The 16,626-nt window shown below is 70.6% G+C and carries 12 protein-coding genes and 1 tRNA gene; 4 read left to right on the forward strand and 9 right to left on the reverse strand.

Going from position 1 to position 16,626, the window contains the following annotated elements; translation table 11 throughout:
- Positions 1 to 152 precede the first annotated feature (152 nt).
- The 5 genes from ACFQZQ_RS09355 to ACFQZQ_RS09375 form a co-directional block, all read right to left on the reverse strand.
- Positions 153 to 803: a response regulator gene (locus ACFQZQ_RS09355; protein WP_386812478.1), complete on the reverse strand. Its 651-nt coding sequence runs from the start codon at positions 801 to 803 to the stop codon at positions 153 to 155.
- Between the two features lie 33 nt (positions 804 to 836).
- Complete coding sequence (locus ACFQZQ_RS09360; RefSeq protein WP_386812479.1) at positions 837 to 1,571, reverse strand: sensor histidine kinase; 735 nt, start codon at positions 1,569 to 1,571, stop codon at positions 837 to 839.
- Positions 1,568 to 4,885: a protein kinase domain-containing protein gene (locus ACFQZQ_RS09365; RefSeq protein WP_386812480.1), complete on the reverse strand. Its 3,318-nt coding sequence runs from the start codon at positions 4,883 to 4,885 to the stop codon at positions 1,568 to 1,570. Before ACFQZQ_RS09365 ends, ACFQZQ_RS09360 begins: the two co-directional genes overlap by 4 nt.
- Positions 4,882 to 5,829, reverse strand: a complete 948-nt coding sequence (locus ACFQZQ_RS09370) for an FHA domain-containing protein (protein WP_386812481.1) — start codon at positions 5,827 to 5,829, stop codon at positions 4,882 to 4,884. Before ACFQZQ_RS09370 ends, ACFQZQ_RS09365 begins: the two co-directional genes overlap by 4 nt.
- Positions 5,830 to 5,935: 106 nt before the next feature.
- On the reverse strand, positions 5,936 to 6,775 hold the full coding sequence (locus tag ACFQZQ_RS09375; protein ID WP_386812482.1) for a DUF6689 family protein: 840 nt from the start codon (positions 6,773 to 6,775) through the stop codon (positions 5,936 to 5,938).
- Between the two features lie 240 nt (positions 6,776 to 7,015).
- Here ACFQZQ_RS09375 and ACFQZQ_RS09380 point away from each other — a divergent pair, with 240 nt between their 5' ends.
- From ACFQZQ_RS09380 to ACFQZQ_RS09390, 3 genes are all read left to right on the forward strand, one after another.
- Entirely contained in the window at positions 7,016 to 8,407 is a 1,392-nt protein-coding gene (locus ACFQZQ_RS09380) for a S8 family peptidase (RefSeq protein WP_386812483.1), read from the forward strand.
- A gap of 244 nt (positions 8,408 to 8,651) precedes the next feature.
- Complete coding sequence (locus ACFQZQ_RS09385; RefSeq protein WP_386812484.1) at positions 8,652 to 11,168, forward strand: S8 family serine peptidase; 2,517 nt, start codon at positions 8,652 to 8,654, stop codon at positions 11,166 to 11,168.
- A gap of 430 nt (positions 11,169 to 11,598) precedes the next feature.
- Positions 11,599 to 13,119 (forward strand): hypothetical protein, encoded by a 1,521-nt coding sequence (locus ACFQZQ_RS09390; RefSeq protein WP_386812485.1) that lies wholly within the window; start codon positions 11,599 to 11,601, stop codon positions 13,117 to 13,119.
- Positions 13,120 to 13,236: 117 nt separating this feature from the next.
- Here the strand turns inward: ACFQZQ_RS09390 and ACFQZQ_RS09395 are convergent.
- Positions 13,237 to 13,312, reverse strand: a tRNA-Phe gene (locus ACFQZQ_RS09395).
- 161 nt (positions 13,313 to 13,473) lie between these two features.
- Between ACFQZQ_RS09395 and ACFQZQ_RS09400 the strand changes: the two genes are divergently transcribed.
- A complete protein-coding gene (locus tag ACFQZQ_RS09400; protein ID WP_386812486.1) occupies positions 13,474 to 13,914 on the forward strand; it encodes a DUF6491 family protein in 441 nt (146 codons plus the stop codon).
- Positions 13,915 to 13,929: 15 nt separating this feature from the next.
- On the opposite strand, the gene ACFQZQ_RS09405 is transcribed toward ACFQZQ_RS09400, so the two are convergent.
- The 3 genes from ACFQZQ_RS09405 to ACFQZQ_RS09415 are packed head-to-tail and all read right to left on the reverse strand — an operon-like array spanning position 13,930 to position 16,615.
- Complete coding sequence (locus tag ACFQZQ_RS09405) at positions 13,930 to 14,202, reverse strand: oxidative damage protection protein (protein ID WP_386812487.1); 273 nt, start codon at positions 14,200 to 14,202, stop codon at positions 13,930 to 13,932.
- Between the two features lie 44 nt (positions 14,203 to 14,246).
- Positions 14,247 to 15,314, reverse strand: a complete 1,068-nt coding sequence (gene mutY / locus ACFQZQ_RS09410; RefSeq protein WP_386812488.1) for an A/G-specific adenine glycosylase — start codon at positions 15,312 to 15,314, stop codon at positions 14,247 to 14,249.
- On the reverse strand, positions 15,311 to 16,615 hold the full coding sequence (locus ACFQZQ_RS09415; protein WP_386812489.1) for a hypothetical protein: 1,305 nt from the start codon (positions 16,613 to 16,615) through the stop codon (positions 15,311 to 15,313). The genes mutY and ACFQZQ_RS09415 overlap by 4 nt, the downstream gene beginning before the upstream one ends.
- Positions 16,616 to 16,626: the final 11 nt, after the last annotated feature.

A 16,626-nucleotide genomic window follows, 5' to 3' on the forward strand; every position in this document is an offset into this window, starting at 1 on the left:
CGCGGGTGTACTGCGCGGTGTTGCATCGCGCGGGGCCGGCTTGACGCCGGTTTCGATCATCGGGAAGCGTGCGGTGCCGTCGGCACGGCCGCGGCGAGGCTGGAAAGCCCGGGAATGCGCGCGGAACCAGGAAGCCGGGCCCGCGTCGTGCGCTAGTCGAGCAGGCCCTTGCGCAGCGCGTAACGCACCAGCTCGGCGGTGTTGCGCACGCCGATCTTGTCGAGCACGCGGGCGCGGTGGTTCTCGGCGGTCTTCGCGCTGATGTCGAGCTTGCGCGCGATCTCCTTGGTGGTCAGGCCTTCGACGATCAGGTGGAACACCTCGCGCTCGCGCGCGGTGAGCTGGCCATACGGGTCGCCGAGGTTGCGCTCGGGGTGCTGCAGCTGTTCGGCCAGCGCCTTGGCCGCCTGCGGGCCGAAGTAGCCGCGCCCGGCGTGCAGCGCGCGCACCGCGGCCAGCAGCTCCGAGGCGGCGCTGTCCTTGACCATGTAGCCGGCCGCGCCGACGCGCACCGCCTGCAGCACGTATTCGTCTTCCTGGTGCATGGTCAGCACCAGCACGCGGGTATCGGGCAGCGCTTCGTGCAGGCGGCGCACCACTTCTATGCCGTTGAGGCGCGGCATCGAGATGTCGGTGACGACCACGTCGGGGCGGGTGGCGAGCGCCTTCTCGACGGTCTCCACGCCGTCCGCGGCCTGGGCCACGACCTGGACGTCGCCGTCCTGCTGCAGCAGGCTGACCAGACTCTCGCGGACCAGTGTGTGGTCGTCGGCAATCAGTACGCGCACGATGTTGTTCCCCATGCGCCTAAAGCTGCGCGCGTGGGGCGGCAGCCGTCAAGACGGGTAGGGCGTGTCGCCGCGCGTGGCGAACGGCACCACGGCGCGCAGGCGCGTGCCTTCGCCGGGCGCGGAATGCAGTTCGAGTCGGCCGTCGTACAGCCGCAACCGCTCGCGCATGCCACCCAGGCCGCTGCCGCCGGAGCGCAGCGCGGCCTCGGGGTCGCAGCCGCGGCCATCGTCGACCACCTGCAACTGCAGGTTGCCGCCGCGCGCGACCAGCCGCAGTAGCACGTGGCCTGCACCGGCGTGCTTGGCGGCGTTGTTGAGCGCTTCCTGGGCGACGCGGAACAGCAGCGTCTGCAGGTCCCCGTCGAGCATCGGCAACGGCTCGATCTCGAGCGCGACCTCCATCCCGCCCGATTCGCCCTGGCTGCGCGCCAGCCAGCGCAACGCTGCTTCCAGCCCGAGGTCGTCGAGGATCGGCGGACGCAGCAGCCGCGACAGGTTGCGGGTGTCCTCGAGCGTGTCGCTGCATAGCGCGATTGCAGTCTCGAGCTGCGCGCGCAGCGCGGTCTGCGCCGGCAGGCCGTCTCCCAGTTGCGCCAGCCGGTGCTTGAGCGCGGTGAGATTCTGGCCGATGCCATCGTGGAGGTCGCGCGCCAGGCGCCGGCGTTCGTCCTCCTGCACGCGCCAGACCGCGCGCCCGAGCCGGCGGAACTCGCGCTCGTTGCGTTGCAGGCGGTCGAGCAGGTCCTGGTACTGCTGGCGCAGCGCGGTGATCTCGCTCATCGCGCCGGGCCGGATTTTGGAGGCGATTGCTGCGCGATCTGCGCCGCGGCGTCGAAGCCGGTGCGCAGGTTTTCCGGCATGCGCGTGCGCAGTACGGCCATGGCGGCGCTCGCGCTGTCGCTGGCGCGCATGGCGGCCACGCTGTCGCCCTGCGCGGTCAGTGCGCGCGCGCCGAGGCCGTGCAGCTCCGCCGCGCCGAGGGTGTCGCCGCGCCGCAGCAGTGGCAATGCATCGCGGTAGAGGCGCACGGCCGTGCCGGCATCGCGCGTTTCGAGGGCGTGCTGCATCGCGGCCTGGGTCCACTGCAGCCGCAGGCCGGCATGACCGAGCGCGGCACTGGCGGCGTCCAGCGCCGGATCGGTGCCGCCGCTTCCCGTGGCCTGCAACGCGACCTGCAACTGCAGCAGCCTCACCCCCGATGCCTGCGCCTGGCGGCGCGCCTCGGCCAACGCGGTCGCCTGCGCCGCGCGGTCGCCGCCGCGGCGCGCAAGCTGCGCGCGCAGCAACGCGGCGATGCCGCGCTGTTCGGCCGAGGCCTGGGCGATCGGCGCCGCCAGCGCATCGAGCGCCGTGCGCGCCGCGGCATCGGCGTGCGCGGCCAGCAGCGCCTGCACGCGCAGCAGGCCGGCGTCGGCCTGCCCGCGCGCGTCCTCGCGCTGCCCGAACAGCGCCTCGGCCTTGGAGGCCTGTTCGATCGCGGTGTCGAGGTGGCCCTGCAGCAACTCCAGCTCGGCCAGGTTGCGACGGCTGACCGCGGCTTCCTCGTGCATCTGCTGCTGCTCGGCCACCGCGAGCGAGCGGTCGAGCTGCTTGCGCGCTTCGTTCCACTGCCCGCGCGCGATCGCGAGCAGGCCGAGGTTCTGCTGGGTGCGGATGCGGCCGGTGTCGTCGCCCAGTTCGGCGTAGGCGTTGGCCGACTGCACCAAGTAGGCCTGCGCGTCGTCGTAGGCGCCGAGCTGGTAGTGGGCGAAGCCGATGTCATTGAGCGCTTGCGCGGTGCCGAGCTTGTCGCCGATCTGCTGGCGCGCCTGCAGCGAGCGCCGGAACGCGGCCAGCGCTGCCGGGTAGTCGCCGCGCTCCTCGGCGAGCAGGCCGAGTTCGTTCTCGACCGCGGCCAGGCCGCCGCGGTCGTCGAGTTCGCCGTGCAGGGCGCGCGCCTGGTTGAGGTAGGTGGCGGCCTCGGCGAGCTTGCCGCGCTGGCTCAACACGCTGCCCAGGTTGCGCAGGCTGGTCGCCAGGCCGCGGCGGTTGCCGACCGCGCGACGCAGTTCGACCGCCTTGCGGTACTGCTCTTCGGCGTCATCGGCCTGGCCGAGGCGGCCGTAGCCGATGCCGAGCGCGTTGACGGTCTCGGCTTCGCCGTAACGGTTGCCGCTGCGCTTGTAGAGCACCAGCGCGCGCACCAGGTAGTCGTCGACCGCGCGCCGCGCCTGGCCCTGCAGGATCGAGGCCTTGCCCAGTTCGAACCAGGCGCGCGGGTCGTTCGGGTCGCGCGCGGCGAGTTTCTGCAGGCCGGCGATCGCGGCCGCGAAATCACCACCGCCGCCGAGCGCGCGGGCGAGTTGGAGCTCGGCGTAGGTATCGTCCGGGGTCGCGGCGAGCAATGCGCGCCATTCGGCCGCGGCCGCCGGCGCGTCGCCGTCGAGCAGCGCGCGTTCGGCACTGAAGCGGCGGCGCATGGACTCCGGCGCCCGCGTTGCGGCCCGCGCGCCACGTTCTACAGCGTCGTAAGCGAGGTCCTGCTCGCCGATCGCTTGGGCCGCGTCGGCCAACGCCAGCCACGCCGACGCGAACTGCGGCGCGGCCACGGTCGCCTTGCGCAACGGCGGCAACGCGTCGGCGGGCGCGTTGCGTTGACGGGCGAGCAGGCCGTTGCCGTAGTCGTCGAGCGCCTGCGCATTCGCGGGCACCTTGAGCGTAAGCCGCTGCGTGCCCAGGCCCAGCGCGTTCGCCAGCTCCGGCTGTGCGAGCAGTCCTGAGAGCGCGGCGGCCGCATCGCTGCCCGTGCTTTGCGCCGTCGCGTTTGCGCGCGTGCCGAGCAGGCGCGCGTTCGCCTGCCAGCGCCCCGCGACCTGCCGTGTGCTCACCTGCAGCACGCGGTCGGCGCCGACGATGCGTTGCAGGGTGGCGGTGTCGATCTTCGCCGCGCCGGTCGGGTCGAGCTGGCGCAATGCCTGCTGGGTGCGTTCGGCGTCGACCACCGCCAGGCCCGTCACCCCGGCCAGGCTTTCGTGCAGCAGCGCCGACAACGCCGCGCCGCGCGCCGCGCTGATCCCGTCGCCGGCCTCGATCGGCAGCACCAGCAGCCGATGCAGCGGCGCGACCGCGGCGATGCCAGCGGGCACCGCACTGCGTTGCCACTGCCACACGCCCACGCCGATAGCGGCCACGACCAGGGCCGCGGCAATGCCCAGCCACAGGCGCGGACTGGGGCGGAAATCGCGCGGCACTTCGCGCCGGTCGATCGCGCGGATCACTTCGTCGGCGCTCTGCAGGCGATGCCCCGGTTGCGTGCGCAGCAGGCGGTCGACCAGCCGCGCCAGCCACGCCGGTGTCTGCGGACGTTGCTGGGTGACCGGCGGCGGCGTGCGCAGCATGCGCTGGGCGAGGATCTCGCCGAGCGTGCCGCCCTGGAACGGCATGGCGCCGGTCAGCATCTCGTAGAGGATCAGGCCGAGCGCGTACAGGTCGCTGCGGCCGTCGACGGCGTCGCCTCGCGCCTGCTCCGGCGACAGGTAGTCGGGCGTGCCGACGATCGCGCCGGACTGGGTCAGGCCGTTGCTGGCCAGCGAGCGCGCCACCCCGAAGTCGCTGATGTAGGCATCGCCGTTGCGGTCGATCAGCACGTTGGCCGGCTTGAGGTCGCGGTGGATCACCCCGCGCGCGTGCGCGGCCGCCAATCCCTCGGCCAGCTGCCGGGCGATGCGCACCGCCGCGTCGGCGGGCATCGCGCCGTCGCGGTCGATTCGCCGGTCGAGGCCTTCGCCGTCGACCAGGTCCATGCTGATCAGCCACTGGCCTTGGTGCTGGGCGAGGTCGTGGATGCGCACCACGCGCGGGCTCGACACCTGCCGCGCCATCAGCAGTTCCTGGCGGAAGCGCTCGAACGCGTCGGCGCGCGTGGCCAGCTCGGGGCGCAGCAGTTTCAATGCGACTGGCACTTCCAGCGCCAGGTCCGTCGCGCGGTACACCACGCCCATGCCGCCGACGCCGAGCATCGCGTCGATGCGGAAACGCCCGGCCAGCACCGTGCCGGGCGCGAGCTGCGGCTGCGCGTGGAGGCCGGTGGCGGTGGGGGCAGTCGGCTCGCTCACGGCGTGGGCTCGCTGGCCGGCGGCGCCGCGCTGGTGGCGAGCGACTGCTTCTGCACGATGGTGGCCCAGCGCGGCGCGGCATCGAGTGCCTGCATCGCGCGGCGCGCCAGCAGCCACAGGGTGGCGCTCTCGGCAAACGCGCCGAGCAGGTCGAGGTCGAACTGGGTGATCGGCTCGCGGAACTCCGCCGCAGGTCCGCCGCGCCGATCGGCATAGACCGCGCCGACCACCTGGGTGCGCTCGAGCAATGGCAGGCACACCAGGCATTGCAGGCCGCTGCCGATCACCGAGGCGCGCCCGGCCAGCCAGGCTTCGTCGGCGATACGGTTGACGACCACCGGCGTGCCGGTGGCGAGCGCGCGTTGCACCGCGCCGACGCTGCCGGAGAACGCGCGCGTGTCGAGCGCGTCGGGGTCCAGTACCAGGCTGGCGCCCACCGCGAAGTCGTCGCCCTGTGCGAGCAACAGGAAGCCGCGGTCACAGTCGGCCAGTTCGACCACGCCGCGCAGCACGTCGTCGAGCAGCGAGCCGACGTTGTCCTGCGCGGTCATCTGCCGGGTCATCGCCGCCGACAGCGCGCGCCGTTCCTGCTGGCGGCCACGGATCTCGCCGGCCTTGGCGGCGTCGAATTGCGCGAACTCGCAGTAGGCGTCGCCCAGCCGCAGCCAGGCGTTGTCGGGCAGGCGGTGGTCGTCGATCGCGATGCCGTCGGCGTAGCAGCCGTTCTTGCTGCCCAGGTCGCGCAGGTGCCAGCCTGGTTGCTCGGAGTCGCCGTCGCGGTCGCCGCTGCGGTAGTACAGCTCGGCGTGCGCGCGCGACACCGACGGGTGGTCGAGGACCAGGTCGCAGTCCGGGGAACGGCCGATGCGCAGGCGCTCGCCCGGCTCAAGCCATCGGGTCAGCGCCGCGGCATCGGGTGGGTAGGCGATCAGGCGGGCCGGCATGCAGCCATCTTAAACATCCGGCGGCCGGTCGCAGCAGCCACGGACCACGGCGCCGGTCGCTCGACCAGCGCCGTTGCGTCAGCGGGCAGGCGTTACTGCCCGAGGATCACTGCCCAAAATCGCGCAGGTAGGCGACGCTGAAACGCAGGGTCGCCGCGCCGGCTTCCAGTTCGCCCGACTGGTTGTCGACATTGCGGGTCGCGCGCCATTCGTTGGCGAGGTGGCTGCCGGCCCGGGCCTGGGCACGGGCACGGAACGCGTCGATCTCGGCCAGCGCGCTGGCAAACGCGCCCTGGTCGACCGCAGCCTCGGCGGCATCGAGCTTGGCGGTGAACGGCTGGCGCTCGCTGAAGGGCAGGGCGGCGATGCGACCGCGCAGGTAGGCCAGCTTCTCGTCGATGACGCTGCCGGTCGGGCGCAGGTCGGCGACGATCAGGAACTGCGAGAAGCCACCGTAGGTACCGCGGGCGCGGACGCTGCCCTGGGCGACCTCGTCGGTGACGTCGCGGAACTTGCCACCCAGCGGCGCCTTCAGCAGACGGAACGAGCTGCCCAGCGTGTAGGCCAGCGCGTGGGTGTGCACTTCGATGCGGCCGGTGTCGCGGAACGCGAGGCCGCCGCTGACCGGCGGCTCGATCGTGATCAGCAGCGGCAGCGCGCTGTTAATCGCGGTCAGGTTCAAGTCCGGCAAGCGCGCCAGCAGGGTCGGGTCAGTCAGGCTGACCTGCTCGGCGCTGACACCCAAACTGGCGGCGCTCAGGCCGCTGGCGTCCTCGAAAGACAGGGTCACGTCGGCGAGCGGGGTGAGTGGGTTGCCGATCACGATGCTGGCGTCATCGCCGGCGGTGGTGACCATGACGGGCAGTGATTGCGCGGCGGCCCACCCACTGGCGACCGACAACAGGCCAGCAAGCAGCAGCTTCGAGGCCAAGGCAAACCTGATCATGCACGCTCTCCGAAAGACATCCCCGGGTGGTTGGCGCTCCGTCCGCAGCGAGCCCCCGGGGCGGAGGCGCACGCCTGTCCGGATCCCGCGGCAGGCACTGCACCCTACTACCGGCGGTGTGCAGAGTATGTAAGGGGTTTCCCCCACGCTGGCTGGGCGTTCATACCTATGGGCGGGCGGGGAAGGGCGGTTCAAGTTGCAGCCCTACGCCGCCGTCCGGCGGTCTCGGGAGAGCCGACCATGCAACGCACCCGCCGCAACGTCCTGAAACTGTCCGCCTTGACCCTGGGCCTGCTGGCCAGCGGTTTGACCTTGGCCGAGGCCCGCATCGGCCCCGCGCTCGACGGTGCGCTGGCCTCGGCGGCGGCGTCCGACCGGTTGGAGATCGTCGTCACCTACAACCAGGTCGGGCCGATCCGCGCCGAGCAGGTGCAACTGCTGAAATCGCTGGGGATCAGCAAGGGCATCAGCATGCGCAACCTGCCGATCGCCGGCGCGCTCGCGACCCCGACCCAGGTCCGCGCGCTGGCGGGCCGCGGTGAGGTGCATTCGATCCACCTCAACCGCAACCTCGAGTACTACAACCAGGAGGCGCGCGAACTGTCCGGCGTCAACCGCGTGCAGGCCAACCCGGGCGACTTCGGCCGCAGCACGCCGTTCACCGGCCGCGGCGCGGCGGTGATGATCAACGACTCCGGCATCGACGCCACCCACGCCGACCTGCGGTACGGCGTGCGCGTGGAGCAGAACGTGCAGGCGCTGACCAACCTGCACTCGGTGGTGGGCTTCGCGCCGGTGACGGTGCTGGAAAACCAGCTCAATACCGACATCAGCTCCGGCCACGGCACCCATTGCGCCGGCACGGTCGGCGGCAGCGGCGTGCAGTCGGCGGGCCTGCACCGTGGCGTGGCGACCGGTTCGCCCCTGATCGGCTACGGCTCCGGCGCGGTGATCTCGATCCTCGACGCGGTCGGTGGTTTCGATTACGCGATCAGCCAGAAGAACAGCTTCAGCGCCCCGATCAAGGTGATCTCCAACTCGTGGGGCAGCTCGGGTGCGTTCGACCATACCGACCCGGTCAACATCGCCAGCTACGCCGCCTACAAGAACGGCATCGTCAGCGTGTTCGCCGCCGGCAACGACGGCTCCGCCGAGGACACCCACAACCCGTACGCGCAGGCGCCGTGGGTAATCTCGGTGGGTGCCGGCGAGAAGGACGGCACGCTTGCCGATTTCTCCTCGCGCGGCAAGCGCGGCGAGAGCGGCAGCTTCACCATGGCCGACGGCGCGCACTGGAGCTACAGCAACGAGCCGACCCTGGTCGCGACCGGCGTCGACATCGTTTCGACGCGTGCCGTGACCGGCGCGCTGCCGGTGCTGGCGACGCCGGCCGACGCCGCGCTCGGCGCCCGCGCCGCGTACTACACCCACATGAGCGGCACCTCGATGGCGACCCCGCACGTGGCCGGCATCGCCGCGCTGCTGTTCGAGGCCAACCCTGGGCTGAGCCCGCTGGAAGTGCGCGAGATCCTCGCCGCAACGGCCAACCCGATGGCCGGGCGGCAGCGCTATGAGGTCGGCAGCGGGCATGTCGACGCATACGAAGCCACTGGCGTCGCGATCGGTTACTGAGAGTTCCTTCCAAGCATCGGTTGAACTTGCGGATGCACCGGCCGGGGACGGCCGGATTCCCTTCATCGAAATTGCTGGTTGCGAAGATCGTAGCGGGCGCGTTGCCGTGAAGGCCGCGTCACTGAATGCGCGCGGTGGGGGTTTCCACCCAAGCGAGCTGAAGGCAACTCCGGATGGGTTGTCGTACGGGGCGGGCGAACACTGCGGGTGTGCGTCCACCCCGGGGCGCTTTCGGAGACTTCCCATGTTGTCAGCCGCCCCCAGCACCAGCCGTCGCCGCACCATCCGCATCAGTGCCCTCGCCGCCGGCCTGCTCGCCAGTGGCGTCGCCCTCGCCGACGCCCAGCTCGATCCGCAGCTGCTGTCGAAGATGGCCGCGGCCAGCGCGACCGAAGAACTGCAGGTCGTGATCAGCTACGAGCAATCCGTCCCGGTCAGCGCCGCGCAGATCGCCGTGCTGAAGTCGCTCGGCATCGAGAAGGGGCGGGTGATGCACACGCTGCCGATCGCCGGCGCGCTCGCCACCCCGGCCGAGATCCGCGCGCTCGCTCTGCGCGACGATGTCGCCTCGATCTACTTCAATGCCCCGCTGCGCTACTTCAACAAGGAACAGCGCGAGATGTCCGGCGCCGCGCGCGCGGTGCAAAACCCGTCCGATTTCGGTCGCGCGATCCCGTTCAGCGGTGCCGGCGTGACCGTGATGGTCAACGACTCGGGCATCGATGCCACTCACGAGGACCTGAAATTCGGCGAGCACGTGGTGCAGAACGTGCTGGGCGCGCAGAACATCCTGGCCGAGATCGCCGCGGAAGACGCGCCGGGCATCGTCCCGATCACCTATCTGGAAAACCAGCTCAACACCGACCTAGGCTCCGGCCACGGCACCCATTGCGCCGGCTCCGTCGGCGGCAGCGGCGAGCGTTCCAACGGCCTATACCGCGGCGCCGCGCCGGGCGCGGATCTGGTCGGCTACGGCTCGGGCGCTGTGCTGTTCATCCTCGATGCGGTCGGCGGCCTCGACTACGCCGCCACCAACCAGTTCAGCTTCGACAGCGCGATCCGCGTGACCAGCAACTCCTGGGGCAGCTCGGGCAAGTTCGAGCCGATGAACCCGGTCAACATCGCCACCTACGAGCTGTACAAGCGCGGCATCGTCAGCGTGTTCGCCGCCGGCAACGACGGCCCCGGCGAAGACACCCACAACCCGTACGCGCAGGCGCCGTGGGTGATCTCGGTCGGCGCCAGCGAGAAGGACGGCGTGCTCACCGGTTTCTCCTCGCGCGGCAAGCGCGGCGAGACCGGCAGCTTCACCATGCCCGACGGCCGCCAGTGGACCTACATCAATGAGCCGACCATCGTCGCCACCGGCGTCGACATCATCTCGACCCGCGCGCCCACCGGCGCACTGGGGCCGCTCGCTGCCGAACAGGACGCGGCAAACCTCGCCCCCGCGCACCTGCCCTTCTATTCCCACATGAGCGGCACCTCGATGGCCACTCCGCACGTGGCTGGCGTGGTCGCGCTGATGCTGGAAGCCAACCCGCACCTGACCGCGGGCCAGGTCAAGGACATCATCGAACGCACCGCCACCAACATGACCGGCCGCATCTACTGGGAAGCCGGCGCTGGCCACCTCAACGCCTACGCCGCCGTCGCCGAGGCCGCCGGCCTGCGCACCGACCACGGCGCCACCGTCAATTCGCTGCGCGAGTTCCACGCCAACGCCGCGCTCGCCGCCGGCGCGCCGCCGGTGCCGTTCTCGGTGTTCTTCACGCCGGTCGGCACGGTCGAGGAGCGTTCGTTCAATGTCGGCCCGGAAGTGGCTTTCGTCAGCGCCCGCGCCACCATTGGCGACAACACCCTGGCCCTGGTGCTGACCGATCCGGACGGCGTCAAGTACGGCTCGGCGATCTCGACCCCGGTGCTGGGCGAGACGATCAGCACCGGCGCCCCGGCCAAGCCGGGCGTGTGGAAGATCTCCGTGCGCGGCATCGGTTCGCTTTCCGGCAATGACGTCGACCCAGCCAACGCCACCAATGGCTACGGCGCGCCGGGTACGGTCACCGGCGAGGTCAGCTTCCTCAACAGCGGCGGCTACACCGGCATGAACGATGTCGCCAGTCACCCGGCGCGTGCGGCGATCGAATTCGCGGTCGCCAACCGCCTGGTCGACGGCTACTCCGACCGCCAGTTCCGCCCGGACGCCGTGCTCAAGCGCAGCGAGCTGGCGCAGTACCTGCTGATGGGCACCAGCGTGCGCCAGTCGCTGCCGCTCAACGGCCGCGCCAGCTTCACCGATCTGGGCACCGGCAGCGCGGCGTACGCCTACGCCGAGTCGGCGATCGCCCGCGGCGGCGCACTGCGCGACCTGAGCCAGTCCCAGGACGGCGTGATGGGCCTGCTCAACGGCGCGTTCCGGCCGAACGACAGCGTCACCCGCGTCAGCCTGGCGTACTCGCTGGTGCAGAGCATGGCCCTGCAGAACGAAGCCCGCGCGTTCAACGGCCCGTTGACCGCGTTCCATGACGGCAAGCGCGTGCCGATCGACGATGCCGCCGCGATTCCGGCGAGCTTGCGCGGTTACGTGCAACTGGCGCTCGACCGCGGCTTGATCAACGCCCGCTTCGCGGTCACCCAGGGCCCGTACGACCTGCAGCCGACCCTGCACGCGTACTTCGACCCGAGCAAGACCGTGACCCGCGCCGCCTACGCCGTCGCCGCCAGCCGCTACCAGGCGCAGTACCAGGCCGCTGAGGACTGAAACAGCAAGAACCTTTGATGTCTCCTTGGCCCGGGCTAATCCCCGGGCCGTTTTTCTGGGCTCTTTAACGGATTGCGGGCGCGCCGATTCCTTTTCCGCTGCCGCCAGTCCCGCACGCCGCGCCACCCGGTGATCGTCCGGGGTGCCAGGGGATCCGTTGGAGCCCTCGCTGCCATTTTTCTACGCGGCGTCGCGGTAAGCATACGAATCGACCGGGAAGCCCCGTCGAGCGGGTTTTTTTCACGTGTGGATCACGCCGGACGGGTCTAGCGTTGCCTCGTTCTCCGACCTTCGCCTCATCCACGACAACGAGAAGGAATTCGAGATGCGACCGATCGCCTTGCCAGGAAGCCGAACCGTCCTCGCCACATGCGTGGCCTTGCTGCTCGCCGCCGGTTGCGCCAGCCGCATGGGGGAGAGCCGACCGGGCATGGCCTCCGACGGCCCTGCCAATCAGGGGCCCGAATCCCCCCGCGTCGATGGCGATGCATCGACCGGTCGCGACGTGTTCCGCAACGAGACCTTCGGCAACGAAGGCTTCTGGACCGACGCGGTGCGGCTGCCCGCGGGCATGGTTGCCGCCGGTGTTACCCCGATGCAGGTCCTGGCGCTGGGCGTGCAGATCGACCTGGATGCGATCGATGCGGCCACCCAGACCATGCTGATGGAGCAGTTGCGTGCCGACCCCAGCGGACGAACGTCCGCGTTGCTCAACGACCCCAAGACCACCGTCGCGCTGGTCAACGCCAATGCCGTGATCGGCATGCCGATCAAGGACAGCAACCGCGACGGCCGCATGGATGCCGGCAAGGGCGACAAGGTCGGCGCCAGTTGCGCGCTGTGCCACACGGTCACTGACGGCGCGGCGTTCACACATCCCGCCGGGGGCTCGATCGGCCGCCGCCGCGATGGCTTGGCCAACCACAAACTCGACATGGGTGCGATCTTCGCCGTCGCGGCCAATTCGCGCGCGCTGTATCCGGTGTTGCAGCTCAGCCTCACGGCCAACAAAGGCAAGACCCTCGGCCGTGCGCCCACCGGCCTGACCGAGACCTCCACCGAGGCGGACGTTGACGCCTACCTGTCCAACAAGCAGTTCTACCCGGTGGGCAGCTTTGACGACACCTTCGACGGCAACGGCGACACGATGCACAACACGCCGTTGTTCCGACAGGATCTGGCCGCGCCGTATGGCAGCGAAGGCATGATCGTCAAGCTCGATAATTTCAGCAATCTGGTCTACACCTCGTTGTTCGACCAGACCATGCTGACCACCAAGGGCGGGCGCGCGCTGCTGCACACGCTCGGCGGCGCGGCCGGCGACGAGATCGCCGACGACTACGTCAAGATCCTCAAGGCCACCAACGTCAAGGGCTATCCCTACGTCAAGGCCAGCAAGCATCCCAAGCCCGGCAGCGAAGACGCCTTCCTCGGCGTGCGCGTCGACAACACCAAGCTGCTCGATCTCAATGCCTATCTGGTCAGCCTGGCGGCACCGCAGGGCGCACAGGTGGATGCCGGCAAGGCGGCGCGCGGACGCGAGACGTTCAGCAGTGCCGGGTGCACCGGTTGCCACAATGTCGATCAAAGCCGGCGGGTGCCGTCGTTCGTGCTGCCGATGGCGCGGATCTTCCCCGGCGACGCGCCAGTAACCCTCGCGCCCCGCATGCCGCCGCTCAATCCAGTGCTCAACACGGCCGACTCGACCTTCGACGACAAGATGGCCGTGGTCAATGCCAGCGTGCGCGGCGAAGTGCGCGGCAACGCGATGCCGTTGCTGCTCGACCTGGAACGCAAACCGGTATTCCTGCACGACGACTCGGTCAACAGCCTCGACGACCTGCTCGACAGCAAGCGCGGCGCCACCGCCCCGCACCCGTTCTACCTCGCCGGCCGCCAACGCAGCGACGTGATCGAGTTCCTCAAGGGGCTGGATACCGACGGGCGCTGACGCGTCGCACAGGGCTTGGATCGCCACGGGCACTCCGCGTCCGAACCACGCGGACAAAGAAAAAGGGCGGCGATTGCTCGCTGCCCTTGATCTCCTGCTTCACGCTGACCACCAAAATGGTGGCCGGGGAGGGAATCGAACCCCCGACACGGGGATTTTCAATCCCCTGCTCTACCAACTGAGCTACCCGGCCACGTCACGGCAGGCCGTGTGAGGAGCGGGATGATACGGATGCCGGGCAGGGCTGGCAAGCCGCACCGTCGCTGAATCGCCGGTTGGCCGACGCGTGCACCGGTTTGCGGCGGGCGCATCATCGGGCCGTCGCTCGTTGCCACGCCCGATCAGGAGGCCACCATGAAAACCTTGCTGTGCGCCTTGCTCGCCACCCTCTCGCTGGGCGCCTGCGCCAGCGATCGCGGGCTGCGCGATGCCGAACGCCTGTCGCTGTACCGCGCGCATGCCGGCGAGCCGGTCGCCAGTTTTCGCTACACCGGCAGCCTCAATGGCTGGACGCCGCTGGGCGATAGCGCCCTGGCGGTGTGGACGCGGCCGCGGCAGGCCTACCTGCTGAGCCTCAACGGCACCTGCACCAACCTGGACTTCGCGCAGGCGATCACCATCACCAACCAGTTCCATACCGTGTACGCGAAGTTCGACAAGGTCATCGTGCTCGACCGCAGCAGCATCAACATCCCGTGCCACATCCGCGAGATTCGCCCGCTCGACGTGGCCGCCCTCAAGGACGCCGAACGCGAGATACGCGCCGACGCGCGCGTGTCCGAGCGCGAGGGGTAGAGCCGCCAGCAGGCCCTACTCGGTCGGTGGCTGGTAGCCGGCGGGCTTGCCGGTGTCGCCCTCGAACAGGAACTTCTGCATCTCCGCCTCGAGGAAGGCGCGGTGCTTGGGATCGAGCGGCGACAGCCGGTTCTCGTTGATCAGCATGGTCTGGTGGGCCAGCCACGCCGCCCAGCCGGCCTTGCCGATGTGCGCGAACACGCGCTTGCCCAGCTCGCCGGGCCAGGGCACGAAATCCAGGCCTTCGGTCTCGCGCTTCTCGTAGTCGCAGTGGATGGTGCGGGGCATGGTCGGGCCTTGGTTGGTAACGGCGGGCCGGTGGGCCGCGCCGCTCAGTCGGGTTGCTGCAGCAGCTTGCGGATCGGCGCCGGGATGCCGAGCGCGGCAAGTTCGTCGCGCGCGACCCAGCGCAGGTCGGCATTGTCCCGCACCCGCTGGCGCGGCGCGACGTCGCGCCAGCGCAGCGGCTGCAGTTCCAGCTTGTAATGGCTGAACGCGTGCGCGATCGCCGGCAGGTATTCGCGGTGGTCGAAGTCGGCGTGCAGTTGCGCGTCGAACCAGGCGCGGGCGCCGTCGATGTCCTCGGCCTGCGGCAGCGACCACAACGACGCCCACACCCCGGTCGGTGGCCGGCGCTGGAGCAGGATGCGGCGCCGCGAGTCCTCGGCCCAGAGCACGTGCGCGTATTTCTGCGGCGGCGTCTTCGCTGGCTTGCGCGTCGGCAGCTCGGCAACCCGGCCGTCGATGCGCGCGACGCAGTCGTGTTGCAGCGGGCACAGCACGCAGGCCGGGTCGGCGCGCGTGCACAGCGTCGCGCCCAGGTCCATCTGCGCCTGGGTGTAATCGGCCATTCGCGTGGACGGGAGTTGCGGGCTCGCGACATGATCGTCGGCCAACGCCCATAGCTGCTTTTCGATCGCGGGCAACGCCGGCCAGCCGGCGATGCCGTGGTAGCGCGCGAGCACGCGCTTGACGTTGCCGTCGAGGATCGCGAAGCGATCGCCCCAGGCCTGCGACAGGATCGCCGCCGCGGTGCTGCGGCCGATGCCCGGCAGCGCGACCAGCGCTGCAAGATCGCGCGGCAGGTCGCCGCCGTGCAGCTCCATGCAACGCTTGGCGGTCGCATGCAGGTTGCGCGCGCGGGCGTAGTAGCCCAGTCCCGACCACAGCGCGAGCACCTCGTCCTGCTCTGCCGCGGCGAGCGCAGGCAGCGTTGGTAGCGCCGCGACGAAGCGCTCGAAGTAGGGCGCCGCGGTCTTGACCTGGGTCTGCTGCAGCATGATTTCCGCCAGCCACACCCGGTACGGCGTGCGCGGGTGCTGCCACGGCAGGTCGTGGCGACCGCTGGTGTCGAACCACGCGAGCAAGCGCTCGGCGAAGGTGTCAGTGGGCGCGCTCATAGAAGCGGCGACTGCCCGTCATCGAACTCGATCTCGACGCCCTCCAGCGTGGCCCCGGAAATCACCAGCGTCGGCGTGCTCAAGGTGCCGTCGATCGGCGGCAGCGGCGAGCCGCTGGCGGCCGCTTTCGTCCATGCGAGCACTTCCGGCAGCCGGAAGCGCCCGTCGAACACGGTGGCATCGCGACGCAGCCGCAACGCGGCGGTGTCGCTGAAATCCGGCTTGCCGTCGTAGCGCAGCGCGAACGGCAGCGGCGAGCGCGATTGCCCGATCGGCGGCGGCAACGCCGGCCACGCCTGCGGCCACTGCGCGATCACCCCGTCGAGCTGCCCGCTGACGCGACGACCCAGAGCGAGCGTGCCGTGGGCGTCGAGCGTGGGCACCGGATCGGTGTCGGTCGCACCACGGCCGCGAAGGGCGACACCGGCCGGTGCGAGCGTCCACGTCGCCTCGTCGAATACTAGCGGGCTGTGCAGGCCGAGCGCGAACGGCAGGCGCGTCGTGCCCGATTCGTACGCCGCGGCCATGCCCAGCCGCGCCGGCGTCACCTGCAGCTGGTCGTCGCCGAGCCGCAGCGGTCCTGACAACGCGAGCGTCGCCGGCATGCGCCAGTCGCCGCGCTCCAAGGTGACGCGGCCGTGCGCGGCGAAACCGGTCACGCCGGACTGGATCAGCGCCTGCGGCCGCGTGATCGCCACGGCCAGGTCGACCGGAATCGCGAGCGGTGGGTCGAGATAGCGGCCGCGCAGGCGCGCCTGCATCGGCCTGTCGGGGTACAGCGAGGGCAGGTCGGCGTGGATGCGGTCGACGCGCCAGTTGTCGTTGGCGATCGCGCCGTCGCTGATGCGCAGGCCGGCGGTCAGCGTCGGGAAGCGCTTCTCCGCCGGCGGGCGGGTCGCCTGCCAGTGTTGCAACGCCGGCAGGTCGATTTGCGGCGCGTCCAGTTCGATGCGCTCGACGGTGAGGTCGCGGCCGCGCGCGCGGATCGTCGACCACGGCAGCGACAGGTACACGCGTCTGGCGCGCAGCACCGGCGTGGCCGCGCCCGGTTCGCGCGCGACCACGTCGCGCAGCACCAGCGTTGGCGTGCCGCGCAGGCGGTATTCGCTGGCGCCACTGGCACTGATCTGCAGGCCGAGCGCGGCGCCGATGCGATCGAGCAGCAGGCCGGCCATGCGCTCGGGCTGCGCGACCCAGCGCAGCGCCAGCGCCAGCAACGCGAGCAGCACCAGCAGCAGCACGACGAACACGACCGCGCGCTTGTGGGACGGGCGGGAGTTTTGCTCGGGCGCTGCGCTCATACGCCCGCGGC

The sequence above is a fragment of the Lysobacter koreensis genome (assembly GCF_042677045.1).
Classification (GTDB): Bacteria; Pseudomonadota; Gammaproteobacteria; order Xanthomonadales; family Xanthomonadaceae; genus Lysobacter_K; species Lysobacter_K koreensis.